24 protein-coding genes are annotated in these 26466 nt (G+C 69.2%); 16 read left to right on the forward strand and 8 right to left on the reverse strand.

Features of this window, described 5'->3' with window-relative positions; genetic code table 11:
- The first annotated feature begins 12 nt into the window (after nt 1-12).
- Nucleotides 13-516 carry an L-2-amino-thiazoline-4-carboxylic acid hydrolase gene (locus ACWPN7_RS31730; RefSeq protein ID WP_014242467.1) on the forward strand — a complete coding sequence of 168 codons (504 nt, stop codon included), beginning with the start codon at nt 13-15 and terminating at the stop codon, nt 514-516.
- Nucleotides 517-594: 78 nt separating this feature from the next.
- Here ACWPN7_RS31730 and ACWPN7_RS31735 read toward each other — a convergent pair whose 3' ends face one another.
- Entirely contained in the window at nt 595-2592 is a 1998-nt protein-coding gene (locus tag ACWPN7_RS31735) for a methyl-accepting chemotaxis protein (protein WP_211103659.1), read from the reverse strand.
- 362 nt (nt 2593-2954) lie between these two features.
- Between ACWPN7_RS31735 and ACWPN7_RS31740 the strand changes: the two genes are divergently transcribed.
- Both ACWPN7_RS31740 and ACWPN7_RS31745 read left to right on the forward strand, forming a co-directional pair.
- Nucleotides 2955-3545, forward strand: a complete 591-nt coding sequence (locus tag ACWPN7_RS31740) for an NADPH-dependent FMN reductase (protein WP_492273720.1) — start codon at nt 2955-2957, stop codon at nt 3543-3545.
- Nucleotides 3546-3662: 117 nt separating this feature from the next.
- The gene (locus ACWPN7_RS31745) at nt 3663-5162 is read left to right on the forward strand and encodes an L-lactate permease (protein WP_407825217.1); all 1500 of its coding nucleotides are present in this window, start codon (nt 3663-3665) and stop codon (nt 5160-5162) included.
- A gap of 3 nt (nt 5163-5165) precedes the next feature.
- Here ACWPN7_RS31745 and ACWPN7_RS31750 read toward each other — a convergent pair whose 3' ends face one another.
- The 6 genes from ACWPN7_RS31750 to ACWPN7_RS31775 form a co-directional block, all read right to left on the reverse strand.
- Nucleotides 5166-5963 (reverse strand): DeoR/GlpR family DNA-binding transcription regulator, encoded by a 798-nt coding sequence (locus tag ACWPN7_RS31750; RefSeq protein WP_459197046.1) that lies wholly within the window; start codon nt 5961-5963, stop codon nt 5166-5168.
- A 74-nt stretch (nt 5964-6037) separates the two neighbouring features.
- A complete protein-coding gene (locus ACWPN7_RS31755) occupies nt 6038-7114 on the reverse strand; it encodes an ABC transporter ATP-binding protein (RefSeq protein WP_459197045.1) in 1077 nt (358 codons plus the stop codon).
- Between the two features lie 4 nt (nt 7115-7118).
- Nucleotides 7119-7940: a carbohydrate ABC transporter permease gene (locus ACWPN7_RS31760; protein ID WP_407825220.1), complete on the reverse strand. Its 822-nt coding sequence runs from the start codon at nt 7938-7940 to the stop codon at nt 7119-7121.
- A gap of 5 nt (nt 7941-7945) precedes the next feature.
- Nucleotides 7946-8848 carry a carbohydrate ABC transporter permease gene (locus tag ACWPN7_RS31765; protein ID WP_459197044.1) on the reverse strand — a complete coding sequence of 301 codons (903 nt, stop codon included), beginning with the start codon at nt 8846-8848 and terminating at the stop codon, nt 7946-7948.
- The gene (locus ACWPN7_RS31770) at nt 8845-10128 is read right to left on the reverse strand and encodes an ABC transporter substrate-binding protein (protein WP_456522009.1); all 1284 of its coding nucleotides are present in this window, start codon (nt 10126-10128) and stop codon (nt 8845-8847) included. The genes ACWPN7_RS31765 and ACWPN7_RS31770 overlap by 4 nt, the downstream gene beginning before the upstream one ends.
- 89 nt (nt 10129-10217) lie before the next feature.
- Nucleotides 10218-10853 carry a class I SAM-dependent methyltransferase gene (locus tag ACWPN7_RS31775; RefSeq protein ID WP_103039471.1) on the reverse strand — a complete coding sequence of 212 codons (636 nt, stop codon included), beginning with the start codon at nt 10851-10853 and terminating at the stop codon, nt 10218-10220.
- Nucleotides 10854-11080: 227 nt separating this feature from the next.
- Between ACWPN7_RS31775 and ACWPN7_RS31780 the strand changes: the two genes are divergently transcribed.
- The 13 genes from ACWPN7_RS31780 (at nt 11081) to ACWPN7_RS31840 (ending at nt 25618) form a co-directional block, all read left to right on the forward strand.
- Nucleotides 11081-12109 (forward strand): AAA family ATPase, encoded by a 1029-nt coding sequence (locus tag ACWPN7_RS31780; RefSeq protein WP_051658456.1) that lies wholly within the window; start codon nt 11081-11083, stop codon nt 12107-12109.
- Nucleotides 12099-12956 (forward strand): ParB/RepB/Spo0J family partition protein, encoded by an 858-nt coding sequence (locus tag ACWPN7_RS31785; RefSeq protein ID WP_051658455.1) that lies wholly within the window; start codon nt 12099-12101, stop codon nt 12954-12956. The genes ACWPN7_RS31780 and ACWPN7_RS31785 overlap by 11 nt, the downstream gene beginning before the upstream one ends.
- Nucleotides 12957-13089: 133 nt before the next feature.
- The gene (locus ACWPN7_RS31790; RefSeq protein WP_040136259.1) at nt 13090-13551 is read left to right on the forward strand and encodes a hypothetical protein; all 462 of its coding nucleotides are present in this window, start codon (nt 13090-13092) and stop codon (nt 13549-13551) included.
- 96 nt (nt 13552-13647) lie between these two features.
- Entirely contained in the window at nt 13648-14499 is an 852-nt protein-coding gene (locus ACWPN7_RS31795; RefSeq protein WP_200476159.1) for a DUF8581 family protein, read from the forward strand.
- Nucleotides 14500-14569: 70 nt separating this feature from the next.
- On the forward strand, nt 14570-15148 hold the full coding sequence (locus ACWPN7_RS31800) for a hypothetical protein (RefSeq protein WP_459197043.1): 579 nt from the start codon (nt 14570-14572) through the stop codon (nt 15146-15148).
- 291 nt (nt 15149-15439) lie between these two features.
- Nucleotides 15440-16180 (forward strand): beta-ketoacyl-ACP reductase, encoded by a 741-nt coding sequence (locus ACWPN7_RS31805; protein ID WP_040136250.1) that lies wholly within the window; start codon nt 15440-15442, stop codon nt 16178-16180.
- A 366-nt stretch (nt 16181-16546) separates the two neighbouring features.
- Nucleotides 16547-17722: an acyltransferase family protein gene (locus tag ACWPN7_RS31810; protein ID WP_459197042.1), complete on the forward strand. Its 1176-nt coding sequence runs from the start codon at nt 16547-16549 to the stop codon at nt 17720-17722.
- A 70-nt stretch (nt 17723-17792) separates the two neighbouring features.
- A complete protein-coding gene (locus tag ACWPN7_RS31815) occupies nt 17793-18992 on the forward strand; it encodes a lipid II:glycine glycyltransferase FemX (RefSeq protein ID WP_040136246.1) in 1200 nt (399 codons plus the stop codon).
- A gap of 49 nt (nt 18993-19041) precedes the next feature.
- Nucleotides 19042-20082, forward strand: a complete 1041-nt coding sequence (locus tag ACWPN7_RS31820; RefSeq protein ID WP_459197041.1) for an SIS domain-containing protein — start codon at nt 19042-19044, stop codon at nt 20080-20082.
- Nucleotides 20083-20238: 156 nt separating this feature from the next.
- On the forward strand, nt 20239-21450 hold the full coding sequence (locus ACWPN7_RS31825; protein ID WP_459197040.1) for a hypothetical protein: 1212 nt from the start codon (nt 20239-20241) through the stop codon (nt 21448-21450).
- Complete coding sequence (locus tag ACWPN7_RS31830) at nt 21447-22127, forward strand: GDSL-type esterase/lipase family protein (protein WP_459197039.1); 681 nt, start codon at nt 21447-21449, stop codon at nt 22125-22127. The genes ACWPN7_RS31825 and ACWPN7_RS31830 overlap by 4 nt, the downstream gene beginning before the upstream one ends.
- Before the next feature lie 203 nt (nt 22128-22330).
- Nucleotides 22331-23473, forward strand: coding sequence for a THUMP domain-containing class I SAM-dependent RNA methyltransferase (locus ACWPN7_RS31835; protein WP_459197038.1), 1143 nt, complete (start codon nt 22331-22333; stop codon nt 23471-23473).
- A 27-nt stretch (nt 23474-23500) separates the two neighbouring features.
- A complete protein-coding gene (locus ACWPN7_RS31840) occupies nt 23501-25618 on the forward strand; it encodes a molybdopterin-containing oxidoreductase family protein (protein ID WP_459197037.1) in 2118 nt (705 codons plus the stop codon).
- Here ACWPN7_RS31840 and ACWPN7_RS31845 read toward each other — a convergent pair.
- Nucleotides 25615-26349 carry a proteasome-type protease gene (locus ACWPN7_RS31845; protein WP_040136233.1) on the reverse strand — a complete coding sequence of 245 codons (735 nt, stop codon included), beginning with the start codon at nt 26347-26349 and terminating at the stop codon, nt 25615-25617. The genes ACWPN7_RS31840 and ACWPN7_RS31845 overlap by 4 nt on opposite strands.
- Nucleotides 26350-26466 lie beyond the last annotated feature (117 nt).

Genomic DNA, 26466 nt, shown 5'->3' on the forward strand with positions numbered 1-26466 from the left:
ACGGAGACACCGATGACCGAACCGACCGACACGCCCGCGGCCAAGCCCGCGATGGGCATGCTGGAGCGCCGCGGGATCGAGGCGGCGATCCTGAAGCCGGTCTATGAGGAGATGGCCGCCCGGCTGGGCGAGGCGGTGGCGCAGGACATCCTGGGCGCCGCCATCACCCGCGCCGCCGTGGAATCCGCCGCGGCCTTCGCCGCGACCGAGCCGAACGGCACCAGCCTGAAAAGCTTCGCCGACCTGCAGCCGCTGTGGACCAAGGACGACGCGCTGCGGCTGGAGGTGCTGCACCAGGACGAGACGCGGTTCGACTACAACGTCACCCGCTGCCGCTACGCCGAGATGTACCGGGAGATGGGGCTGGGTCACATCGGACACCTGCTGTCCTGCAACCGCGACGCCGCCTTCTGCACGGGCTACGACCCGTCGATCAAGATGGAGCGGACGCAGACCATCATGCAGGGCGCCAGCCATTGCGACTTCCGCTACCGCGTGGACAAGCCACAGGGCTGACGGGGGAAAGCCCGAAACGACGACGGCCCGGCGTTCCGCACGCCGGGCCGTCGCTTTTTCAGGACAGGCTGCAATTCGTCAGGCCGCCACCGGCTGAAGCCCGCGGGTGAGCTGGGTGAAGACGTCACGGAAGCGCGGCTGGGCCACGTCGCTTTCGGCGAAGCGGACATGGACCGCCGCCTTGTCGATGGCCCGCACCTCGAAGGCGACGGTCAGGCCGAAGCGGTCGAGCCGCAGGGTGCCGCGGTCGCCCACACCGAGACCGGCGATCCCGTTCAGCATCGCGCCGCCGTTCGACAGGTCGGTCAGGGTGCCGGGCTGGTCGCGCCCGTGCACCACGGCGATGCACGCCTCGTTGACCCGGTAGCGCGGGCTGCGGCGGCGGTCGGCGTCGGTCGTGGAGGTGCGGACGACGCGCACCAGCACCCGGCGCAACTCGTCGATGCTGGTCGCCACCTCGTCCGAACCGGCCCGCACGCCCGAGGCCTGGGAACCGGTCTGGTCGGCGTCGCTGGAGACGGCGGCGATGCGCACCGACACCTCCTGCGCGGCGTTGGAGGTCTCCACCACGTTGCGGCTGATTTCCTGGGTGGCGGCGGCCTGCTCCTCCATCGCCGCGGCGATGGCGCTGGAGATCTGGTCGATCTCGCCGATGGTGTCGCCAATCTCCGCCACCGCACCCACGGCGGTGCTGGTCACCCCCTGGATTTCCGCGATCAGGCGGGTGATCTCCTCGGTGGAGCGGGCGGTCTGGTTGGCGAGGTTCTTCACCTCCTGCGCCACCACCGCGAAGCCCTTGCCGGCCTCGCCCGCACGCGCCGCCTCGATGGTCGCGTTCAGCGCCAAAAGGTTGGTCTGGCTGGCGATGTCGGTGATCAGCTTGACCACCTCGTCGATGCGGCCGACCGCCTCGGACAGCGACTGGATGGTGCCCTGGGTGCGCTGGCCGTTCTCTACGGCGCGGCGGGTGACCGCGCTGGAATGGGCGATCTGGGCGGAGATTTCGCGGATCGAGGCCGCCAGCTCCTCCGTCGCCGCCGCCACGGTCTGGGCATTGGCCAGCGCCTCCTCCGCCGCCGCGGCGACGTTCTGGGCGTTGATGCTGACCCGCTCGGCGGAGGTCGCCATGGCATCGGCGTCCTGGGCCATGCCGCCGGTGCGCAGGGCGACCTGCTCCACCGCGTGGCTGGCCTCGCGCTCCACCGTCTCGGCCATGGCCTGGAGGGCGGTGATGCGCTCCTCCTCCGCTTGGCGCTGACGTTCCGCGCGCTCCTGGATGGAGTAGCTCAGCTTCGCCTTGACGGCGCGGATCTGCGACCGGATGCGGGCGAACTCCGCCACGCCGGAGCTGGGGACGTTGGTCATCAGGTCGCCGCGGGCGATGGCGTCGAGATGGGTTTCGACCAGCCCGAGCGGGCGCCGGACCGTGCCCAGAACGCTGAGCGTGCCGACGCCGGCCACCAGCAGGCCGAACAGCATCAGCCCGGCGAAGACCTCAACGCTGTCGCTGCCGGTCAGGCTCAGCCAGCCGAGGACCATGACGGTCAGCAGCAGCAGGCCGGTGGTCGCCACGATCCGTCCGGCAATGCTGGACGCCAGATTGCCCAGCCAGACCCCGAAGCCGCGGCGGACGATCTGGCCGTCCAGCAACCCGTACTGCTGGCCGCGCCCGGCGCGGATCTCGGCGTAGATGCGCTCGGCCTCCGCCACCGCCTCGCGGGTCGGCTTGGTGCGGATCGAGATGTACTCCGTCACCACGCCCTTCTCGGTGATCGGGGTGACGTTTGCCTTCACCCAGTAATGGTCACCGTTTTTGGAGCGGTTCTTGACCAGACCTTCCCACGGCCGGCCATCCTTGATGGTTTCCCACAGGTTGGCGAAGGCCGCCGGGGGCATGTCCGGATGACGGACAACGTTGTGGGGGGCGCCGATTAATTCCGTTTCTGAGAAACCGCTAATATCAACGAATGCTTTATTGACGAACGTAATTTTGCCGCGGGTGTCGGTTCGCGACACAAGCAGCATATCGTCGGTCATTTCGATTTCGCGGTTCGTAACCGGTCCATTATCGCGCATAAGCCAGCACCCCGTCGCGGAGAACACGCATAAAACACTACTTAAGTTTTATTTCTACTGTATTAAGGCCAGAAAATCACCCCCATATTGTCGCACCCTACCCGACCTAAGTCAGAGGCGTTCAGGGAGCCGTCCATCCGCTAGGTCACTGCTGGCGTTGAGAAAATCGGCGATTTGTCTTGTATTTTAAACGTTTTCGAGGCGCTTCGCCCCTATTGTGGATTCTACGGAGTCCGTCCCGATTCAAGATCGGCGCCGGCCATCGGTTCCTCCGGGTTGCGGAGCGATGGCGGGGGCGGCACCATCCTCCACGCGCACCGTTGGAACGGACATCCCTCTCAAACCGCAACAGGACAGCCACGATGACCGACACCGCCAAGCCCGTCCGCCTTCTCGGTCTTTCCGGCAGCATCCGCCGCCACTCCCACTGCACCGCGGTGCTGAACACGCTCGCCAACTCGCTGGGCAACAAGGCGGGCAACAAGGCGGAGATGACGCTGTTCGCGCTGAACGACATCCCGCCCTACGATCCCGACCTGGACGCGGAGAACACACCCGCCCCGGCCACCGCCCTGCGCGACGCCATCGCCGCGGCCGACGGGTTGGTCATCATCTCTCCGGAATACAATTACGGCATGTCGGGCGTGCTGAAGAACGCGCTGGACTGGGCGTCGCGCCCGGCCATGAAGTCGCCGGTGCGGGGCAAGCCGATCCTCATCATGACCGCCTCCCCCGCCTTCACCGGCGGCGTGCGTGCCCAGCACGAGATGCGCGAGACGCTGTCCGGCATGATGGGCCGGGTCATCGCCCGCCCGCAGGTGGTCATCGGCATGGTGCACGAGAAGATCAAGGACGGTCGCCTGACCGACCAAGCCGCGCTGGACTTCGCGCTGGCCGCCATCGACGACCTTCTGTCGGAAATCGCCCTGCTGCGCGGCGCCAAGGGCGCTTGAGCTTCCTGGAAGGCGGGCCAGGGGCGCGGGGCAGCCGCGCAAAGACCGATGGGGCTGGCCGAAGCGTGTCGATATTAGTATATCAGCACGCTTCTTCCACGGTCCCCTGTGTCGATCATGCCCCTGACCCTCCATCTCCTGCCGCTCGCCGCCACCGTCGCCCTGCTCGTGTCGCGGCGTGTCAGCATGCTGACCGCCGGGACCGCGGGCATGGCGCTGGCCGCCGGGGTGCTCATGGCGGCCCTGATGGTGGCGCAGCCGAGCGGCGCCACCGCTCCGGATTGGCTGGCCCAGCTGCCCGGCCTGCTCCCCGCCGTGGCGCTGAAGGCCGGCGAGGGGGCGTGGCTGGCGTGGCACGCCATGTCGATCATCGCGGCGGGCCTGCTGTTCCACCGCGCCTTCGAGGCCCGCGCCGTCAAGGCCGAGGCGCAGGTCGAGGCGAAGACCCCGGCCGAGCGCCGCCGCGCCGTCTTCGTCGCCTGCCTGCTCGCCGGTCCCTTCGCCGAATCGGTGACCGGGTTCGGCGTCGGGCTGGTGGTGGCGCTCGCCATGCTGCGCCCGCTGAACCTGCCGCCGGCCCACGCCGCGGCGCTGGGCCTGTTCAGCCAGATGCTCGCCCCCTGGGGTGCGCTGGGCGTCGGCACGCGGGTCGGGGCGGAGCTGATCGGCGTCTCCTTCACCGAGCTGGGGACGGCCAGCGCGGCGCTGATGGTGGTCGTGCTGCCCAGCTTGCTGCTGGTGTTCTGGCGGCTGATCCACGGCGCCGGGCTGACCTCCAGCCCGATCGACCGGGCTAGGGACGTAGCCCTGATGCTGGCGCTGGCCGGGCTGCTCTGGCTGACCAACCGCTTCGTGGCGCCGGAGTTGGGCGGCGGGCTGGCGACGGCGGTGCTTCTGCTGGCGGTCGAGGCGCGGCGGCTGCCGCGCGACGCCGCCGGACTGTCGCGGCTGCTGGCCCTGCTGTGGCCCTACGTGGTTCTAGTCGGCGGGCTGATGGCGACCCGGCTGGTGCCGCCGCTGTCGGGCTGGACGGCGAACTTGCTGGTGCTCGACCCCTTCGGCGGGCTGGCGCCGATGCCCCTGCTGCGCCACCCCTCGACATGGCTGGTCGCCATTGCCCTGGTCATGCTCGCAAGCCTGCCGCGCGGGCGCGCCCTGGTGGTGGCGGGACCCGCCCTGCGCGCGGCGCTGGTGCCGATGGCGGCGACCCTGGTCTTCGTGGAGCTGGCCGCCTTCATGGCCGCCTCCGGCGGGGCCGCGGCCTTCGGGCAGGCGTGGCAGGCGGTGGCGGGCTCCGCCGCCGTGCTGGCGGTGCCGGTGCTGGGGGCGGCGACGGGGATGCTGACCGGCTCCAACACCGCGTCGAACGCCCTGATGATGCACATCCAGGTCAATCTGGCGTCGGGCAGCGGCCTGCCGCTGATCGCCGCCGCCGCGATCCAGGTGGTGGCCGGCAGCGTCTGCACGCTGCTGACGCCGGGCCGGATCGTGCTGGCCTCCAGCCTGCTGGGGCTGACCAAAGCGGAATCCGCGATCTACCGGCTGGCGCTGCCCATCGGCGTCGCCTCCACGGCGTCGCTGCTCCTCGTCGTCACCGCCTGGGTCTGGCTGGTGTAAGGGTCAGTCCTGGGGTTCCGGCTCCGTCGCGCGGTCGGGAAACAGCTCCTCCACCCGCACGCCGGATTCCCGACAGATGCGGGCCAGCCGGTCGGAGGGCAGGACGTCGGTGACGAAGGTGTGGACCTGCGAGATGTGGCCGATGCGCACCGGGGCGGTGCGCTCCAGCTTGCTCCGGTCGGCGACCAGGATGACGTGGCGGGCGTTCGCCATGATCGCCTGCGACACCCGCACCTCGCGGTAGTCGAAGTCGAGCAGCGCCCCGCTCTCGTCGATGGCCGAGGCGCCGATTACCGCGAAGTCGGCCATGAACTGGTTGAAGAAGTCGATGGCGGCCTCGCCGACGATGCCGCCGTCCGACCGCCGAACCACACCGCCGGCCACGATCACCTCGATGTGCGGCTCGGGGCGCAGCAGGTTGGCGACGTTGATGTTGTTGGTGATGACCACCAGCCCGCTCCGCCCCTGAAGGGCGCGGGCCACCTCCTCCGTCGTCGTGCCGATGTTGATGAAGAGGGAGGAGCTGTCGGGCACCAGATCCGCCGCGCGGCGGCCGATGGCGCGCTTCTCGTCCTGGGCGATCAGCCGCCGCGCCTCGTAACCGAGATTCTCGACCCCCGATCCAGCGACGGCCCCCCCATGCACCCGCTGGAGCAGGCGACGGTCGCACAGCTCGTTCAGGTCCTTGCGGATCGTCTGGGGCGTGACGTTGAAGCGGGCGGCAAGATCGTCGACCAGCACGCGCCCCTGCGTGCGGGCGAGCGCCAGGATGTCGGTCTGCCGGGGAGTCATGATGTCCATGGCGGCATTCAAGCCGACCGCCGCTTCGCCGGCAAGTTCATTTGAAAGCAAAATAGCGCGATCCACCCCTACACTCAAAGCCTTTGCCCGTCGGACCCAAAGAGATGCGCGGTTTCACCCCGCAGGTTCAAGCGCAAGCGCTCCCCCGCCGCCACCGGCCGGTCGCCGTCGAGGCGGACCAGGAGCCTTTGCCCGTCCTCCAGCGCGGCGTGGCAATGCGTCTCGCCGCCCAGCCGCTCCACGGCCAGGATGGTGGCGAGCAGTCTGGCCCCGCCGTCGGCCAAGCCGACATGCTCCGGCCGCACTCCAAGGGTCAACGGCGTGCCCGCCGCCGGCGCGGCACCATCCACAGCAATGTCCAGAGGCACCCCGCCGGGCAGCCACACCCGCACCGACCCGTCCGTCCGCCCCTCCGAGACCACATCCAGGAAGTTCATGGCCGGCGAGCCGATGAAGCCGGCGACGAAGCGGTTACGCGGTCGGTGGTACAACTCCAGCGGCGTGCCGGCCTGCTCCACCCGCCCAGCGTTCAGCACGACGATGCGGTCGGCCAGCGTCATCGCCTCCACCTGATCGTGGGTTACGTAGATCATGGTGGCGCGCAGGTCGGCCTTCAGCTTGGCGATCTCCAGGCGCATCTGGACGCGCAGGCCGGCGTCGAGGTTGGACAGCGGCTCGTCGAACAAGAAGACCTGCGGCTCACGCACGATGGCCCGCCCAATGGCGACGCGCTGACGCTGCCCGCCGGACAGGTCGCGCGGCTTGCGGTCGAGCAGGTCCTCGATTTGCAGCAGACGCGCGGCGTCGTGCACCCGCTCCGCGATGGTCCCCTTGTCCGTCCGCGACAGGGTCAGGCCGAAGGCCATGTTGTCGTAGGCCGTCATGTGCGGGTAGAGCGCGTAGGACTGGAAGACCATGGCGATGCCGCGCGCCGCCGGCGGCCGGTCGTTCACCCGCTGGCCGCCGATGGACAGGTCCCCGCCGCTCGGCTCCTCCAGCCCGGCGATCAGGCGCAGCAGGGTGGACTTGCCGCAGCCGGACGGACCGACGAAGGCGACGAACTCGCCGTCCGCGACCTCCAGGTCGACGCCGTGGATGACCTCGATCCGCCCGAAACTCTTGCGCACCCCGCGCAGCGTGACGCCCGCCATCGCCCTACCCCTTCACAGCACCGGCGGTCAGGCCGGAGACGATCCGCCGCTGGAACAGCAGCACCAGCCCGATCAGCGGGACCGTCACCACCACCGACGCCGCCATGATCTGGCCCCAGGGCAGTTCGTACTGGCTGGCCCCCGACATCAGCGCGATCGCCACCGGCACGGTGCGCGCGTCGTCGGTCAGGGTGAAGGTCAGGGCGAACAGAAACTCGTTCCAGGCGGCGATGAAGGCGAGCAGACCGGTCGCCGCCAGCGCCGGCCCCATCAGCGGCAGGAACACCCGCGTCACGATCACGAAGGGGCCGGCGCCGTCCACCATGGCGGCCTCCTCCAGCTCCTTCGGCAGCTCGCGCATGAAGGTGGTCAGCACCCAGACGGTGAAGGGCAGCGTGAAGATCAGGTAGGACAGCACCAGCGAGCCGATCCGGTTGTAGAGGCCGAGCCAACGCACCAGCTCGAACAGACCCGACAGCACGGCCACTTGCGGGAACATCGACACGCCCAGCACCACGAACAGCAGCAGCCCCCGCCCGCGGAAGCGCACCCGCCCCAGCGCGTAGGCGGCCAGAACCGCCAACCCCAGCGACAGCGCGACCACCGCCGAAGCGGCCATCAGCGAATTCAGGATGTTCCGCCCAAACGGTTGCTCCTTGAAGATCGCCGCGTAGTTCGCCAGCGAGGGCTGCGATGGCCAAGCCTCCACCGTGAACAGCGCGCTGCCCGCCTTCAGCGAGGTGACGATGGCCCAGGCGAAGGGAAACACCGCCCAGGCGACAATCCCCAGAACCACAAGAGCAAAGGCGATCCGTCTCAGGCCCATCCCCCTCACCTCCCCGCATCGACGCGCACGCGGCCCAGCGTCACCGCCAGCACGGTCGCCACCGCCAGCACCAGAACCAGCAGAGTCGCCGCGGCAGAGCCGTAGCCCACGTCCTGGAAGTCGATCAGATATTGCCGGGCATAGACCGACATCGACATGGTCGACCGGCTGTTGCCGGTCAGCACATACATCAGGTCGAACACGCGCAGCGCGTCCAGCGTGCGGAACAGCACCGCCACCATCAGCGCCGGGCGGATCAACGGCAGGGTGATGCGGAAGAACACCTTCACGGGATGCACCCCGTCCACCCGCGCCGCCTCGTAAAGGTCGCGCGGCAGCATCTGGAGGGCGGCCAGGATCAGCAGCGCCATGAAGGGCGTGGACTTCCAGACATCGACCGCGATCACCACCGGCAGCGCCAGATCGGGATCGGCGGTCCAAGCCCGCGGTTCGGCGATCAGTCCGATCCCCATCAGGATCGCGTTCACCACGCCGTAGAGATCATGGAACATCCAGCCCCACATCTGGGCCGACACCACGGTTGGGATCGCCCAGGGGATCAGGACGGCGGCGCGCAGCAGACCGCGCCCCGGCAGATGCGCGTTCAGGATCAGCGCGATTCCCAGCCCCAAGGCCGTCTCGATCCCCACCGAGACGACGGTGAAGACCAGCGTGTTCCACACCGCCCGCCACCAGACAGGGTCGCGCATCAGCCACAGATAGTTGTCCAGCCCCACCCCCTGGAAGCCGTCCAGCGTGGCGAGCGTTGCGTCGGTGAAGGAGAAGAAGACGGTGCGGAACAACGGCCAGCCGGCCACACCCGCCAGAACGACCAGCATCGGCAGCAGGAACAGCCACGCCGCCCGGCGCCTCTGCCGCTCCAGGCTGGAATGCGGAAGACCGCTCACCAGCGCCCTCCCCGGCTGATGCGGACCAGAGCCTCCTTAAGGTCCGGCAGCATCGCCTTGGGGTCCTGCCGTCCGGTCAGCACCTCGTGGACGTTGGCGTAGAACTCCGCGGACACTTGGTTGTAGCGCATGCCCGTCGCCTGGGCCGGGCGGTTGACCGCGTTGGCGATGGACTCGGCCAGTTCCGTGAAGAAGGGGTTGGCGGCCACCACCTCCGCATCCTCATAGAGCGCCGGGATGGTCGGGTTGGACGCGCCGTGGATGGCCCGGCGCTTCTGCTCGGCCAAGCCGGTCAGGTACAGCGCCAAGTCCGCGGCCTCGTCGGGATGGGCGGAGAATTTGCTGACCGCCAGCAACTGCCCGCCCAGCGTGGAGGTGTGGCGCCCCTTCGATCCACCCTTGGGCAGCGGCACCACGGCGACCTTGCCGCCGACCGCGCTGTCCGCCGCGTTGACCAGCGGCCAGGCGTAGGGCCAGTTGCGCATGAAGACGGCGTTGCCGGACTGGAAGACTCCGCGCGCCTCCTCCTCCATGTAATTGAGGACTCCGGGCGGGCTGATCGAACCGACCCAGCCGCGGGCCATGGCCAGCGCCTCGGCGGCCTGCGGGTTGTCGATGGTGATGGCGCCGTCGGGGGCGACGATGGTGCCGCCGTTGCGGCTGGCGATCCATTCCAGGGCGTTGACGGTCAGCCCCTCATAGGCGCGGCCCTGCCAGACATAGCCCCACATCCGGTCACGCCCGGCAGCGCGCTCCGCCCGCTGGATTAGGGCGGCGGTGTCCTGAAGCTCCTCCCAGGTCTGCGGCACCGGGCGCCCGTGGGCCTCCAGCAGATCCTTGCGGGCATAGAGGACTCCGGCGTCGGCGAACCAGGGCATTGCGACCAGCCGGCCCTTGACCGTCGCGGCCTCGATCATCGCAGGAAGATGTTGGCGAACAACATCCGGCCCGGCGCGGTCCTTCAGATCGATGAAGTAGTTGCCGAGGATGCCCGGCCAGACCACGTCGATCTGGAAGACGTCGATGTCCGGCGAGCCGGCGGCGAGAAGCTGCTGGTAGAGCGCCAGCTGCTCGCTCGCCCCCTTGGGCGGGGAGACGAAGCGGACCTCGTTGCCGCTGCGCCGTGCCCATTCCTGGGCGCCGTCGCGGCACAGGTCGGAACTGATGCCGAGCCCGCTGCAGGCCAGCGTCACCGTCGCCCCGGCGGCGGGCGGCGCCGAGACGGCCGTCAGCGTCCCCGCCAAGAGCAACGCGCACCGCCGCGCCCATCGCCGCGCCATGGAGCCCCTTCCATTCCCGGTCGATCCGGGTCCGGAAGGGAAACTGCAATGGCCGCGGTCGAGTTCCCTGACGCTTATGCCCCGGCCCGTCAGGCGGGCGTGGCGGCTTCGCGGCGGCAGTGCAGGAGGCTGAACAGGCCGAAGGGCGGAACGGTCTGCAACTCCTCGACCTTCAGGCGGGAGCCGGACATCAGCGTGTCCAGGGTGAAGTCGGGCCGCCAGCCCAACTTCTTGGAGAAGGGCGCCATCCAGTTCTCCACCGAGCGGCGGATGCCCGGTTTGTCGGCGGCGAAATGGTTGACGATCAGGATGTCGCCACCGGGACGGCAGACGCGCTCCAGCTCGTTCATCGTGCCCTGTGGGTCGGGGACCACGGTCATCACATACATGGCGACCACGAGGTCGAAGCTGCCATCAGCGAAGGCGAGCTTGCCGGCGTCCATCTCCAGCAGGCCGTCCACATTCTCCAGCCGCTCGCGGTCCACCCGGTCCTGGGCGACGCGCAGCATCTCCGACGACAGGTCGATGCCGACCACCCGGTTGTCCTTGCGATAGTCGGACAGGGAGATGCCCGTGCCCACGCCCACCTCCAGAACGCGCAGGCCGCCCCGCCGGTTGATCCACTTCACGGCGGCGTGCCGGCCCGACGCCAGCAGATTCCCGAAGACGGGGTCGTAGAAGCGCGCGTAGCGCCGGTAGGCGGCGCGGATGGAGTCGGCGTCCATTGGGTCTCCCTCACGATTCCTGGCGCAGGATTTTCGGCCGCGACCATAGCGGCCTTTCGCACCACAGGAAAGCCGCAGCGCGCCCCCTTGTTCCATGCCGGGTTCCACGCCGGGGCGCACGCCCCCGTCCGTTTCGAAGCGTCATCACATGTGAAGCACGGCGGTTGACACCACCATCAACATGACTCATGGTGCCCGCGCGATCACCCCAAATAAGGGATGCCCCCGTGGCCCACGAGATGAGCGGCGAGGAGTTGCGCCGCTACCGCGAACAGCGCGGCATGAACCAGCAGGCTCTGGTCGGCTGGCTGAACGAACGGCTGAACCGGCGCTACGACCGCGCCAAGATCTCCCGCTGGGAAACCGGGGCGGAGCGGATTCCGCAGAACGTCGCGGGCGCCCTGAAGACCGCGACGGAGCCGGTGGGCATCCCCGCGGCGGCGGCGGTGCGGGCGGCCCCGGTGGTGTTCTGCGCCGCCAACCAGAAGGGCGGAGTCGCCAAGACGACCACCTGCGTCAACGTCGCGTGGCTGCTCGCCCAATCGGGGCGGCGCGTGCTGCTGATCGACTGCGACCCGCAGGCCAACGCCACCGTGCATCTGGGCGTCGATCCGCACGAGCGGGAACTGGCCAAGGCGACGTTGACCCACGCGCTGAAGGCCAGCCGGCCGATGCGGGAGTTCATGACTCCGGTCTGCGACGGCGCTTTCGATCTGCTGCCCTCCTCCATCTCGCTGGCGGCGACCGACCGCGAGCTGCTGCGCCAGCCCAACGGCACGCTGATCCTGCGCGCCAAGATTGCTCAGCTCGCCGGCCAGTACGACTTCGTGGTGCTCGACTGCCCACCGCATCTGGGCGAACTGACCGTCTCGGTGCTGAACGCCGCCGACCAGCTGCTGATTCCGACCCAGACGGAGATGCTGTCGATGATGGGCATCCCGCAGCTCTTCGAGACCATCGCCGGCGTGCGCGAGCTGGTGAATCCGCGCCTGCAGATCCTCGGCGTCCTACCGACCATGTACAGCCCGCGCCGCCTTCAGGACGAGACGGTGATGAAGGAGCTGCGCGAGCTTGCCGCAGCGGAGCAACTCCACCTCTTCTCTCCGGTCAAGCGCGCCGCCGACTATTCCAAGAGCGTGATGGCCGGGCGCCCCGGCCTTGCCTACAACCCGAACTCCGCGGGCGCGGAGAGTTACCGCGAGATCGCCGACGCCCTGCTGGCGCTCGCCGGGGAGGAGATGCGCCATGGCGCGTAAGCTCGACACCTCCAACGCCGGCCTGTTCAAGCGGGCGCTCAGCCGCACCGGCAGCGGCGGGGGCAGCAACGCCGCACTGTTCGGCCTGTCCGGCAAGATGCGCCACCGCGAGATCCCGCTGGAGCAGGTGGAGCCCAACCCCGACCAGCCGCGGCGCAACGCCCGCGGGGCCGACATCGCCGCACTGGCCGCCTCGATCGGCGAGCGGGGGCTGCTGCAGCCGATCAACGTGCGGGAGGTCGCCCCCGACCGCTTCCAGATCGTGGCCGGAGAACGGCGCTACTGGGCCTTCCGGACCCTGGAGCGGGAGACCATCCCAGCGCTGGTCATCGACACCGACGACGTGCAGGCGCTGGCCCTGATCGAGAACGCCCAGCGCGTCGACCTGCACCCCATCGACCTCGCTTTGACCCTCGCCCGGCTGATCGGCGACAAGGGGCTGACCCAGGAGCAGGCCGCCGTCCTGATCGGCAAGTCGCAGGAGTATGTGGCCCGCCTGCTGGGCATCCTGCGCCTGCCCGCCCGCATCCTGGAGGAGGCTCCGGACCGGCCCGCCGTCTCCGTGTCCCTTCTCATGGAACTGGCCGAACTGCCCGACGAGGCGATTCAGCTCACGCTCTGGAAACGGGCCGGCGACGGCCTGACCGTGAAGGACGTGCGCAACGCCAAGCAGGAGCGCAAGGCGGCCCTCCCGGCCACTCCGTCCGCGGCACCCGCTTTGCGGGCGTTGCGCAGCAATGTGGACAAAATTCACAGCCTCCGCGCGTCGGGCCATGCGCTGGCCGAGGACCAGCGGCAGGAGTTGCGCGCTCTGCGCGACGCCATCGACGCGCTTTTGCGCGAGTGAGATCCTGGAAAAAAACTACGAGAACTGGAATTTTTTTATCACGCCTCCTCGTCGGTAGCGGTCATTGGACAGAGTTCGACTCTTGCGCGATGCTTGGCGATGTTACACCATCCGTCCCCAGAAGGGTGCAGCCATGTCCGATACCGCCGTCGCCGACCCGACCGCTTCCACCAGCCAATTGCCGGCCGTTCAGGCGCCCGCAGCGCCGCCGCCGAGCGGCGCCGCCGTCATCCAGAACGAGCAGGGCAAGGCGAACTCCCTGCTGAACACCATCGCGGACAAGCTGGACCGGCTGGTCACGCTGACCGTGGTGACCGCGATCGCCGACATCGACGTGGTCCAGGACGATCCCAATCAGGTCGGCTTCACCTGCCGTCCGAAGTCCGGAACGACCATCGAGGCGTTCCAGACCCAGGTGAATCTGGTCACCGGCGACATCGAGAACCTGATCAGCCGCGATTTCGCGACCAACACCGCCTACCACAGCCTGACCGAGTTCCATCTCGCCCAGGTCACCAAGAGCAGCGACATCGTCAGCACCAACCTGAAGGCGATCCGCGATCTGGCCGTCCAGATCTCCGGCCGCCCGAGCTGACGCGCCTCCGGAACGGCGGGGAGTCTTTCCTCTCCCCGCCGCCTCCCCAACTCAGCGCCCCCACAACTCAGCGCCCCCAACCCAGCAAGGTGGCCGATGTCCCAGTTCGTCGATCTGGCGCGCAACCTTCTCGCGCTCGAAATCAACACCGTGTTGAAAACCGGCATCTCGGCGGAGAAGATGCCGATGGCGGGCGACGCGCTGATCGATCTGGCGCAAGAGTATTATGTCTTCCTGTGCGAGCCGCTGGAGGTCTTCGGCAGCCGCGAGACGGCGATCCTCGCCCCCTGGGCCGGACAGATATCGGAATCCTTCCATTGGGGGCTGGCGCCGTTCGTCCCGCCGTCCGACGCCGCCCGGCCCGACCGCTACGACCCGTTCTTCTTCAGCCGCGACCTGCCCGGCAACGACCCCGCCCGCGGCACCACGCTGAAGGTCTTCGACGACCTGCGCGAGGTGGCGAGCTGGCTGCGCGAGATGACCGACCGCACCCTGGACGCCGCCCGGCAACCCGGCGCCACCGCCGACGTGGTGTCCGCCGCAGCATTGATCGACCGCGACACGTTGCCGATCCTGATGCGCATCCAGCGCAACTCCGACCAGATCAACGACGTGCTGCGGCGGCGCGGGCTGGACACCGTCAGCTATCTGCGCGGTATGGACGAGGAGGTCCGCCGCATGCCGGCGCTGAAGACCGCGGATGTGGTGACCATCCGCAAGGCGTGGGACGTGGGGACCGAGCTGGTGGTCATGCAGTCGACCATCCAGATCGACGGCGACGTGGTCACCCGCCTGCTGAAGGGTCGGGACACCGCCGGCAACAGCGTCATGATCGGCGTCCACAAGGACGCGGTGGACGTCTCCTTCCGCTATTGGAGCTTTCTGATCGACGCGTTGGGGCGGTTTGCCGGAAAAGCCGTGAACACCCTGGTGGGAGACACGGGGTAGCCCGCTGCGCCGGCGCTTCCTCAGCGACCTGCCGCACGGCTTCACCTGGAGGCGCGACGCCCTGGCCGAGATGGTCGGGCGCTTGCGCCGCGGCAAGGCCGGCCTGCTTCCGCGGCGAGGGCACGGCATCGCCCTGGCGCTTCAGTTCTTCGCCCAGGGCGGGCGGACGATCAGCCTGCGCGTGCCGGTGGCCTCGCCGTCACCCGACAACAGCAGCGGCAGCGGCACCGGCCTGCGCACCGTTCCGGTCCGCGTGTCGATCCAGCCCGACGGCGACGTCCTGGTCGCCCTGCCCCGCGCCGCGGTCGAGGACGGCCGGTTCGACGCCGTGTCAGCGGCGCGCCTGACCGCGCGGCTGCGGCGGCTGGTGGCGCGGGTCACCATGGCGAACCCGCTGTGGGGGATCGACGCGGTCCAGGCGCTGGGGGAGGCGGTCACCGCCGTGGCCGGGCTGTGCAGCGGCGTCGTTCTGCTGTGGAACGGGTTCGAGCGGATGAGCGCCGGCCAATGGGCGCACAGCGGCGCGACGCTCGTCCTGTTGGCCGCGCCCGCCGCTCTGGCGAAGCTGCGGCCCTGGCTGCTGGGGGCGGTGGCGCCCAAGCTGTTTCCGCTCGCGCTCAAGGCCGGCGAACGAATCGTACGGATTTGAGCCGAATCCAACCGGTCGCACCACTTGGTGCGGTGCAGTAAGGCTCTGAAAATTCACTTCTTGTTGACATACCTGTGAAAAATCGCACTCGCATACATCTGCGATGTTGCAGCGCATTGGCCCGGAGCCGGACTTGTTCTATGTTATGCCTGCCGCCGCGGTTGATGGCTCCCCCATAAGGACCATCGGCACGACAGCATCCGTAACAAGAAGCAACCCCTTTGCTTCTGCGGTTCACCAGCGGGCTTGCCTCTCCAGGAGCTGGCCGTTTCTATTACTGGAGCGATTGTAATGTCTCAGAAGATCGCGCTCGTCACCGGTGCCATGGGCGGTCTCGGCACCGCCATCTGCCAGGCCCTGGCCAAGGACGGCTACATCGTGGCGGCGAACTGCCTGCCGAACTTCGAGCCGGCCGCCGCCTGGCTGGGCCAGCAGGAAGCCCTCGGCTTCAAGTTCTACGTGGCGGAAGGCGACGTTTCCGACTTCGAAAGCTGCAAGGCGATGGTCGCCAAGATCGAGGCCGACCTGGGTCCGGTGGACATCCTGGTGAACAACGCCGGCATCACCCGCGACAAGTTCTTCGCGAAGATGGAAAAGGCTCAGTGGGATGCGGTCATCGCCACCAACCTGAGCAGCCTGTTCAACGTCACCCAGCAGGTGTCGGCGAAGATGGCCGAGCGCGGCTGGGGCCGCATCATCAACATCTCCTCGGTGAACGGCGTGAAGGGCCAGGCCGGCCAGACCAACTACTCGGCCGCCAAGGCCGGCGTGATCGGCTTCACCAAGGCGCTGGCCGCCGAGCTGGCGACCAAGGGCGTCACCGTCAACGCCATCGCGCCGGGCTACATCGGCACCGACATGGTCATGGCGATCCGCGAGGACATCCGCCAGGCCATCACCGACAGCGTCCCGATGAAGCGTCTGGGCCGTCCGGACGAGATCGGCGGCGCGGTGTCCTACCTCGCGTCGGAAATCGCCGGCTACATCACCGGCTCGACCCTGAACATCAACGGCGGCCTGAACTACCAGTAAGCCACTGGCAGCAAACGGCTGGTTGAATCGCACGGCCCGTTCCCGGTTGCCAAGCCGGGAGCGGGCTGTGTGCCTTTCGCTCTTCGGAGCATCCCTTCAAAGTAAAACGCCCGGGATCGGGTGGACCGTTCGCGCCGCGCACCTCCCCTTTGTGCCATGGCTTCGGTAACGGCCGATCATCTGAACAGTATACTCCCGCAGATTTCCTGTTGAATCCGTTCGGGCGCCTGTACCCGCGCGTCCCAGCGAGTATGCTCCCCAGCAGCACGCAAGTTGCGTCCTGAGACCGCACCGCGCTCGTCTTCCGGAATCAACAGACGTCGAGAACCTGCACATGGGCACGTCCCATGCAGGAAGGGAGGAATCGTGCCTGAAACGCCGATAAAGCACACTCTGCCGGGGGGCGGGCCTGCCCGCCACAGGTCCGGGGCCGATTACGTCTACGGGATCGACATGGTGCGGTTCGCCGCGGCTTTGCTGGTCACCGGCTTTCACCTGACCTGGCGCGACCCGGCGGTCGCCGACGTCATGTGGTCGGGCTGGGCCGGAGTGCAGGTCTTCTTCGTGGTGTCGGGCTTCGTCATCGCCAATTCGGCCAACAACGCCACCCCGATCGCCTTCATCCGGTCGCGCCTGCTGCGCCTCTATCCGGCGGCCTGGGTCTGCTCCATCCTGTGCCTCGTCGCTCTCGTGCTCATGCCCGGTCCCGACCCGGATCTGGCGCGGCGCTTCATCGCCTCCTTCACGCTGGCGCCCGCCGGCCCCTACATCGCGTCGGCCTATTGGACGCTGCCGGTCGAGATCGCCTTCTACGGCGCGGTGTTCCTGCTGCTTTTCAGCGGGAATTTCCACCGGCTGCCGCTGTTCGCCCTGGCGCTGACCGCCGCCAGCTCGGCCTATCTCGGCGTCTACAGCCTGCACGTCTTCGGCGTCGTCAACATGCCGTTCCTGGAGTTCGAGTACGGCATGCTGAACATGACGCTGCTGCGCCACGGCGTGTTCTTCGCGCTGGGGATCTTCCTGTGGCTGTGGTCGCGCGGCAAGCTGACCCGGACGGGCATGGCCGCCGCCCTGCTGGCCCTGATCGCCGCGCCGCTGGAGATCACCGCCCGGTCGGTGGAGTTCGTGGAACGCTCGCCGGTTCCGTTGAATCTCGCCGATCTGTGGGTGAACCCGCTGCTGATCTGGGGCGCGTCGCTTCTCGCCATCGTCGCCTCGGCGCGCTGGCGGGCGGAGATCGCCACGCTGCCGCCATCCCTTCTGGCCCTGCTGCGCGTGATCGGGCTCGCCACTTATCCGCTCTACCTGCTGCACGAGGTGATCGGCGGCTCGGCCAAGGCGCTGGCGATGCAGGCCGGGGCCTCCTCGATGGCCGGTGCGGTGACGGGCGGTGCGCTGTCCATTGCCGTGGCCCTGCTGGTCGCCGCGGTCCTGGAACCGGCGGTGCGCGACCGGCTGCGCCGTCTGCTCGACATCCCGCAGGCTGCCTTCTCGGCCCGCCCCGCCTTCAGCACCTTCTACCGCTCCGGCGGAACCGTGTGACCAATCATCTGACCGTTACCAAACGCTTCCACAAAAAACGATCGCCGTGAATTCCAGGGGAGAATCCTGAATGTACACCGACGCGCTTGGTGGCGATGTCCTGTGCCCCGCGTCCTCCATCGAGATCGACCGGGTCGACCGCAGCGGCTGGTACGCCATTCTCGATGGCTTCGATGACGCCAACATCTTCCAGACCTGGGATTATGGCCGCATCGCCCACGCCGGGCGGGAGTTGAGCCACCTCGTCGTACGGCGCGACGGGCGCCCGGTGGCCGCGGTGCAGGTGCTGCTGCGCCGCGTGCCGGGCATCGGCGGCCTGGCGCTGGTCATGTGGGGGCCGATGTGGCACCCGCGCGGCCAGGGGCCGGACCACGCCGCCCTGATGACCGCTCTGCACGCGCTGAAGGCGGAGTACACAGATCGGCGCGGCCTGATGCTGCGCCTGCTGCCCCATGTCTCGCAGGCAGACGGGGAGGCGGTGACGGCGGCGCTGGCCTCGCTGGGGATGCGGTTCCGGGAGGAGAAGGCCCCCTACCGCACCTTCATCACCGACCTGAACGCCGACGAGGCCGGCCTGCGCTCCAACCTGTCGCACCACTGGCGGCGCGGGTTGAACAAGGCCGAGCGGATGGGAATCGAGGTCGTCGAAGGCTCCCACGCCGAATTGCTGGAGACCATCGACGACATCTTCGTCGAGACGCAGCGCCGCAAGGGCTTCAAGGCCTACGACAGCCGCACCTTCACCCGCATCAACGAGGCGCTGCCGACGCGGAGGAAGATGCGCGCCTTCCTCGCCATGCATGAGGGGCGGCCGGTGGCCGGGGTCGTCGTGTCGCTGTTCGGCACCACCGGGCAGATGCAGAATTCCGCGACGCTGGAGGCCGGGCTGCGGGTCAACGCCGCCTATCTGCTGCAATGGCGGGCGCTGCTGTGGATCAAGGCAAACGGCGGGCTGCGCTACGACCTGCACGGGGTAAACGCCCAGACCAACCCCGGCGTCTACCAGTTCAAACGCGGCCTCGCCGGCAAGCATCCGGTCGAGACGCTTCACATCGGCACCTTCGAGACGCCCGGCCCGCTGCCCAGCCGCCTGCTGGTCCAGAGTGGCGAATCGATGCGCATCCACGCCGACCGCTGGAAGACCCAGGCCGGCGCCATGGTGAACCGGCTGCGCAACTGGAAACCGCCCCAGGCCGAGCCCGCCCCGGCGGAGGAGATGGACGCCTCCGACGCCGCCGTGCTGGCGAAGGCGCCGACCGGCCCGGCGTGAGGTAAGCGGCACCGCTGTGTTATGATCGGCCTGGAACGGAGGCCGACCCATGACCAGCGCTCCCCTGATGATGCAGGAGGCCGCCACCGCCCCGGCGGCGGTGCGGCGCCTGCTCGATTCCGACGCCGAAGCGGTGGCGGCCCTCGCCAACCGGCTGCGGGCCGTGCCGCCGCCCTTCGCGATGACCATCGCGCGGGGCAGCAGCGACCACGCCGCCGGCTACGCCCGCTACCTGTTCGAGACGGCGCTGGGGCTGGTCACCGCCTCCGCGGCGCCGTCGGTGGTCACGGCCTACGGCGCCGGTCTGCGGGTCAAGGACGCCTTCGTCCTGGCCATTTCCCAATCGGGCCAGAGCCCCGACCTGCTGCGCGTCGCGGACGCGGCGCGGGCCGGCGGCGCCCTGACGGCGGCGTTGGTCAACGCGGAGGACTCGCCGCTGGCGGAGCGGGTCGCCCATCCCCTGCCCCTGCACGCCGGACCGGAACGCAGCGTCGCCGCGACCAAGAGCTTCGTCGCCAGCCTCGCCGCCATCGCCCGACTGGCCGCCGTCTGGACGGATAACCGGACGCTTCTCGACGCGCTTTCACGGCTGCCCCAAGAACTGGAACGGGCCGGTGCTGCGGACTGGTCGGCGGCGCAGCCGGTGCTGGAGTCTGTATCCAGCCTGCTGATCGTCGCGCGGGGCCGCAGCTATCCCATCGCCCAGGAAATGGCGCTGAAGTTCAAGGAAACCGCCGCCACCCACGCCGAACCCTTCAGCGCGGCGGAGGTGATGCACGGCCCCATGGCGCTGGTCGAGCCGGGCTTCCCCGTGCTGGTGGTGGCGGTGCGGGACGAGACGCTGGACGGCGTGCTGGACACTGCCCGCGCACTGAAGGAGGCCGGCGCCCATCTGCTGGTCGCCTCCGCCGAGGAGCGGGCGCTTGCCCTGGCCGACACGCCTTTGCTTCTTCCGCCGCCGCTGCACCGGGTGCTGGACCCCATCGCGGCGATCCAGGCCTTCTACCCCTTCATGGCGCGGTTGGCGGTGGCGCGCGGCTTCGATCCCGACCGGCCCCGCCATTTGCGCAAGGTCACCCGGACGATCTGAACGGCCGGAGAGTCCGAACGGCCGGACAGTCCGATTGAATTGCCTCGAATTCGCGGTGATCATTTCGGCGCCGCCGCCACCGTCCGTTGACGCGGCCCGACCGGTTCGCGCTAGGCTTGCCGAAACCACGGCTTGGCAGCGAAACGGGACAGCAGCATGACCATCGGCATCGGCGCGGACGACCTTCTGCGGTTTGAAAGTCTGGGCGACAACTGCGAATTCGGCTTCGTCCTGCGCCGGTTGTCCTGCGAGGCGGGGAGCCTGTTCCGCTGGGCCTCCATGAAGCCCGACCAGCTCCTGGCCAAGCTGCGCGCCAATTTCGAAGGCATGTACCGGTTCGAGAACCTGTCGCCGCTGCGCACCGGAATGGTGCTGGATTCCGCCTACGGCATCGGCTGGCACAGCGACATGAAGTCCGACGTCACCGGCGGGCGGCTGGTCTTCCGCGACGACGCGGCGACGCGGCGTGCGATGCACCGCCGGGAGACGCGCAAGATCCAGTATCTCCAGGCCAAGTTCACCGCACGGGCGGCGATGGGCGGGGTGATCTTCGTCGTGAAGTCGAATCCCGGCATCGCCTCCACCACCATCGACGGGCTGTACGAGGCCCTGGCCGCCCTGGCCGGCCACGACGACTTCGCCCTGCTGGAGGTTCAGGCGACGGACGATCCCACCCGCATCGGCCGCGTGGATTGGCACCGGCCCGGCCTGATGCGCGGCTACGTCACCCGCTTCGCCCCCTACCATCAGGCGGACGACATCGACGCGGCGGCGTGGTTCTCCATCGTCCAGGGCGCACTGCGCCTGTTCCCCTGCCACGATTGGACGCAGCGCCACGCCGCCTTGCGCATCGGCACGCCGGACGCGCTGGTCCAGCTCCGCTTCCCCTTCGGCCCCGATCAGGACATGAGCAAGCCCATCGCGGGCGACCTGCGCGCCGGGACAGTCCGTCTGCTGAACGGCAACAGCTGGTGCCGCCCTTATGAGGGCCTGTTCCGCCTGCACGGCCCCGATCCGGAGCGGCCCGGCACCACGTTGCGCTGGACCGGGGTGCGCGCGCCCGGCCCCTTCCATCTTGGCGCCACCCTGCGCTGCCCCCTGCGGGACTCCGTCCCGCTCCGTGTCGCGGTTTCCATCGCCGCGGAGGACGGCACGACGCTGGCCGAGGAACGGTTCGAGGTGCATCCCGGCCGGACCACCGACCTCGTGCTGGACGCCCCTGCCCCGAAGGGCTCGCTGACCGTCGCGTTGACCGTGAACGCCGTGCGCCCGCTGGCCGAGGGGGAGCGCGCCGTGCTGGACCTCTCGCCGCCCGCCCTGCATCCGGAGCAGGTCCCGGCCGTTGCCCTGCCGGCGAAGGCGGCGTGAGTCGGATCATCAAAGCGGGATGGGCTGGGATCGCCACACTGCTGGCGTTCCTGGCCGTCCCGGCGCACAGCGACACGACCATCGGACCGCGCACGCAGCCGCCCTATCCGGACTGGCTGGTCAAGCGCATGGAGACGCTGCGGCATCAGAACCCGAAGGCGATGCTGCTGGGCGATTCCCTGATCGCCGGTTGGCCGCCCGACCTTGCCCGCCGGCTGTTCGACGCGGAGCCGATGAATTTCGGGGCCGGGGGCGACACCGCGGGAAACCTGCTGTGGCGGGTGCGGCAATCCTTCGGGCCGGGCATGGGGCTGAGGTCCGCGCTGATCCTGGTCGGGACGAACGACCTGCCGAACCGCTCCGCCGCGGAGATCGCCGGCACCATCGGGACCATCACCACGGACATGAAGCGGTCCGCGCCCGGCGCCTGCATCACGCTGCTCACCCTGCTGCCGCGGCGCGACGGCAACGCCGCCTTCGCCGAACGCATCGCCGAGGTGAACCGGCGGCTGGCCGCCCTCGCCGCTCCCGGCCTGCGCGTGGTGGACGCCAACACCCCGCTGCGCGACGCCTGCCCGGCGGAGGGCGCCTGTCCGCTCTACAAGGACCCGGTGCATCTCACCCGCGCCGGCTACGAGCGTCTGACCGCCGCTGTCGGCAAGGCCGGTTGTGAATAAGAGGAGCGCCTCGCAATATCTGCTGGCCAGTCATTGCTGCCAATTAAGCCCTCTCCCCTCTGGGGAGAGGGTGGCCCGGAGGGCCGGTGAGGGGGATGCGCGTAACGGAATGTCCGGCAAAAGCGCAACCCCCTCACCCTAACCCTCTCCCCAGAGGGGAGAGGGGACTTCAAAAGCGATTGCCATGGCGGTATCTAGGGGCCATGACCAGCGACACCGCCGCCGCCGACCGTACCGGCACCGATTTCGAGATCTTCATCGTCACTGCGCCGGGCCTGGAATCCGTGCTCTGCGCGGAGGTGAAGGCCAAGGGCTTCCGCGATGCCACCGCCATCAAGGGCGGCGTCACCGTCCGCGGCGGCTGGCCGGAGGTTTGGCGGGCGAACCTGGAACTGCGCGGGGCGACCCGCGTGCTGGCCCGCGTCGCCTCCTTCCGCGCCTTCCACCTCGCCCAGCTCGACAAGCGGGCGCGCCGGGTGCCCTGGGCGGAGTTCCTGCACCCCGACGTGCCGGTCCGCGTCGAGGCGTCCTGCAAGGGCTCGCGCATCTACCACGCCGGGGCAACCGCCCAGCGCATCGAGCGCGCCATCACCGAAGAGTTGGGCGCCCCCATCTCCGCCGAGGCGGAGGTGTCCATCAAGGCCCGCATCGACGACGACCTCTGCACCATCAGCGTCGACGCGTCGGGCGAGTCCCTGCACAAGCGCGGCCACAAGGAAGAGATCCACAAGGCCCCGCTGCGCGAGACGCTGGCCGCCCTCTTCCTGCACCATTGCGGCTACGAGGGGACGGAGCCGGTGGTCGATCCCATGTGCGGGTCCGGCACCTTCGTCATCGAGGCGGCGGAGATCGCCGCCGGCCTGCACCCCGGACGCACGCGCCGCTTCGCCTTCGAGCAGCTCGCCTCCTTCGACGACGCGGCGTGGCAGGCGATGCGCTCCGCGGGCAGCGCGGGCACCGCGCCCGCCGTCCGCTTCTACGGCAGCGACCGCGACGGCGGGGCCATCGCCATGAGCCGCGCCAACGCCGAGCGGGCGGGCGTCGCCGCCCTGACGGACTTCCAGAAGCACGCGGTCAGCGACCTGATGCCGCCGGAGGGGCCGCCGGGCCTCGTCATCGTCAACCCGCCCTACGGCGCGCGGATCGGCGAGAAGAAGCCGCTGTTCGCCCTATACGGCGCGCTGGGCCAGACGTTGCTGTCGCGCTTTTCCGGCTGGCGGGTCGGCCTCGTCACCAACGAGGCGTCGCTGGCCCAGGCGACCGGCCTGCCCTTTCAGCCGTCCGGCCCGTCGGTGTCACACGGCGGCCTGCGCGTGACGCTGCACAGCACCGCTGCCCTTCCCTGACCCCTTCCAGCACCCATCTGTAGAACCATGTCCAACCGCACCGCTCCCCGCCTGCACGCCCCCCGCCTGCACGCTTCGGCCTGCCCGCACGATTGCCCGTCCACCTGCGCGCTGGAGGTCGAGGTGCTGGACGAGCGCCGCATCGGGCGCATCCGCGGGGCCGCCGACAACAGCTACACGGCGGGGGTGATCTGCGCGAAGGTCGCCCGCTACGCCGAGCGGGTGCACCACCCCGACCGGCTGACCCAGCCGCTGCGCCGCACCGGCCCCAAGGGCTCCGGCCAGTTCGCGCCGATCTCCTGGGACGAGGCGCTGGACATCGTCGCCGACCAGTTCCTGGAGGCCGAGCGCCGGCACGGGCCGGAGACGGTGTGGCCCTACTACTACGCGGGCACCATGGGGCTGGTGCAGCGCGACGGCATCAACCGGCTGCGCCACGCCCGGCGCTGGTCGGGCTTTTTCGCCACCATCTGCACCAACCCGGCCTGGGCCGGCTGGCTGGCCGGCGCCGGCAAGCTGGCCGGGGCCGACCCGCGCGAGATGGCCAAGTCCGACCTCGTGGTGATCTGGGGGACCAACGCCGTCTCCACCCAGGTCAACGTGATGACCCACGCCGTCCGCGCCCGCAAGGAACGCGGGGCCAAGATCGCCGTGGTCGACGTCTACCGCACCCCGACCATGGAACAGGCGGACATTCCCCTGCTGATCCGTCCGGGCAGCGACGGGGCGCTGGCCTGCGCGGTGATGCATGTGCTGTTCCGCGACGGGCTGGCCGACCGCGCCTATCTCGCCAGCCACGCCGACGACCCCGACGGACTGGAGGCGCATCTCGCCAGCCGCACCCCGGAATGGGCCGAGGCGATCACCGGCTTGCCGGCGGCGGAGATCGAGGCATTCGCCCGGCTGGTCGGGCGGACGCCGCGCAGCTATTTCCGGCTGGGCTACGGCTTCACCCGCTCGCGCAACGGGGCGGTGAACATGCACGCCGCCTCCTGCATCCCGGTGGTCAGCGGCGCTTGGCAGGTCGAGGGCGGCGGGGCCTTCCACTCCAACAGCGGCATCTACGGCTGGAACAAGACGCTGATCGAGGGGCTGGACCTGCGCGACCCGACCGTGCGCATGCTCGACCAGTCGCGCATCGGCCCGATCCTGGAGGGTGACCCGGAGACGCTGGCCGGCGGCCCGCCGGTGACGGCGCTGCTGATCCAGAACACCAACCCGGTCACCATCGCCCCCGATCAGGCGCGCGTGCGCCGCGGCTTCGCCCGTGACGACCTGTTCGTCTGCGTGCACGAGCAGTTCATGACCGAGACGGCCCGCATGGCCGACATCGTGCTGCCCGCCACCATGTTCCTGGAGCACGACGACCTCTATCAGGCGGGCGGCAACCAGCACATCCTGCTCGGGCCCAAGCTGGTCGATCCGCCCGGCGACTGCCGGCCCAACCACGCCGTCATCGGCGAGCTGGCGCGGCGGCTGGGCAGCGACTCTCACCCCGGCTTCGCCATGACCGAGCGGGAGCTGATCGACGCCACGCTGCGCGCGTCCGGCCACGGCACGCTGGAGGCGCTGGAATCCCAGCGCTTCCTCGACGTGCAGCCGGACTTCGAGGAGGCCCATTTCGTGAAGGGCTTCCGCTGGCCCGATGGCAAGTTCCGCCTGAAGCCGGATTGGCCCAAGGTGCCCTACGCCGCGCCGTCGACCTTCGGCCCGGTCGATGCCATGCCAACCTTCCCCGACCATTGGGCGGTGACGGAGGAGGCCGACGACGAGCATCCCTTCCGGCTGGTCACCGCGCCAGCCCGCAACTTCCTGAACAGCAGCTTCACCGAAACCCCGACGTCGGCGGGGCGGGAGCGCCGCCCCAGCCTGATGCTGCACCCCGACGACGCGGCGGCGCTGGGCATCGCCGAGGGCGACCGGGTGGAGGCCGCCAACGGGCGCGGCGCGGTGCTTCTGCACGCCCGGCTGTTCGACGGGGTGCGGCGCGGCGTGGTCATCGCCGAATCCATCTGGCCCAACGCCGCGCACGAGGGCGGGCGCGGCATCAACAGCCTGACCGGCGCCGACCCGGTGGCGCCCTTCGGCGGCGCCGCTTTCCACGACAGCCATGTGCGGGTGCGGAAGGCGGCGGAACCCGCTTAATCAGCCCATTTGGGCGGCGGCAGGGAGCGGAAGGCCTCGCGGAGCGCCTGGGACCAGCCGTCGCTGATCTCCTTGAAGCAGGGATCGTCCTCACCGATCCGCCGCCGCGTCTCCAGCTTCAGCGAATCGCGGCGGTAGGCGATCAGGTCGAGCGGGAGACCGACCGTCAGGTTGGAGCGCAGCGTGCTGTCCATGGAGATCAGCACCAGCTTCATCCCCTCCTCCAGCGGCGTGTTGTGGTTCAACGCGCGGTCGAGGATCGGCTTGCCGTATTTGTGCTCCCCGATCTGGAAGAAGGCGTTGTCGGCGGTCGCCTCGATGAAGTTGCCGGCGGCGTAGACGTGGAACAGCCGCACCCGGTCGCCGCGGATCTGGCCGCCCAGGATGATGGACAGGTCGAAATCCACCCGCTGCTCCTTCAGCGCGTGGCCGTCCCGCTTCCACACCTGACGGACGGCGGCGCCGACGAGCTGGGCCGCCTGGAACATGCCGTTCACGCTGGAGATGGTCCGGATTTCGCCGTCCAGCTCCACCCCTTCCTGAATCAGCGCGATCACCGACTGGGTGAGCGACAGGTTGCCGGCGGTCATCAGGGCGATCATGCGGTCACCCGGCTCTTCGAAGACGTGCATCTTGCTGAAGATGGAGATGTGATCCACCCCCGCGTTGGTGCGCGTGTCCGACAGCATCACCAAGCCGTCCTTCAGATACAGGGCGACGCAGTAGGTCATGGTCCGTCCTCTCTCCTCCCAGCGGAAGCCGGACCGCCCACGCGAAAAGGGGCGGCCGGCTGGCCGCCCCAGTGTATGCCGAAAAAACCAGCATGCCGCAAACCCATCGCGGGACAC

Source organism: Azospirillum sp. UENF 312511 (genome assembly GCF_058780635.1).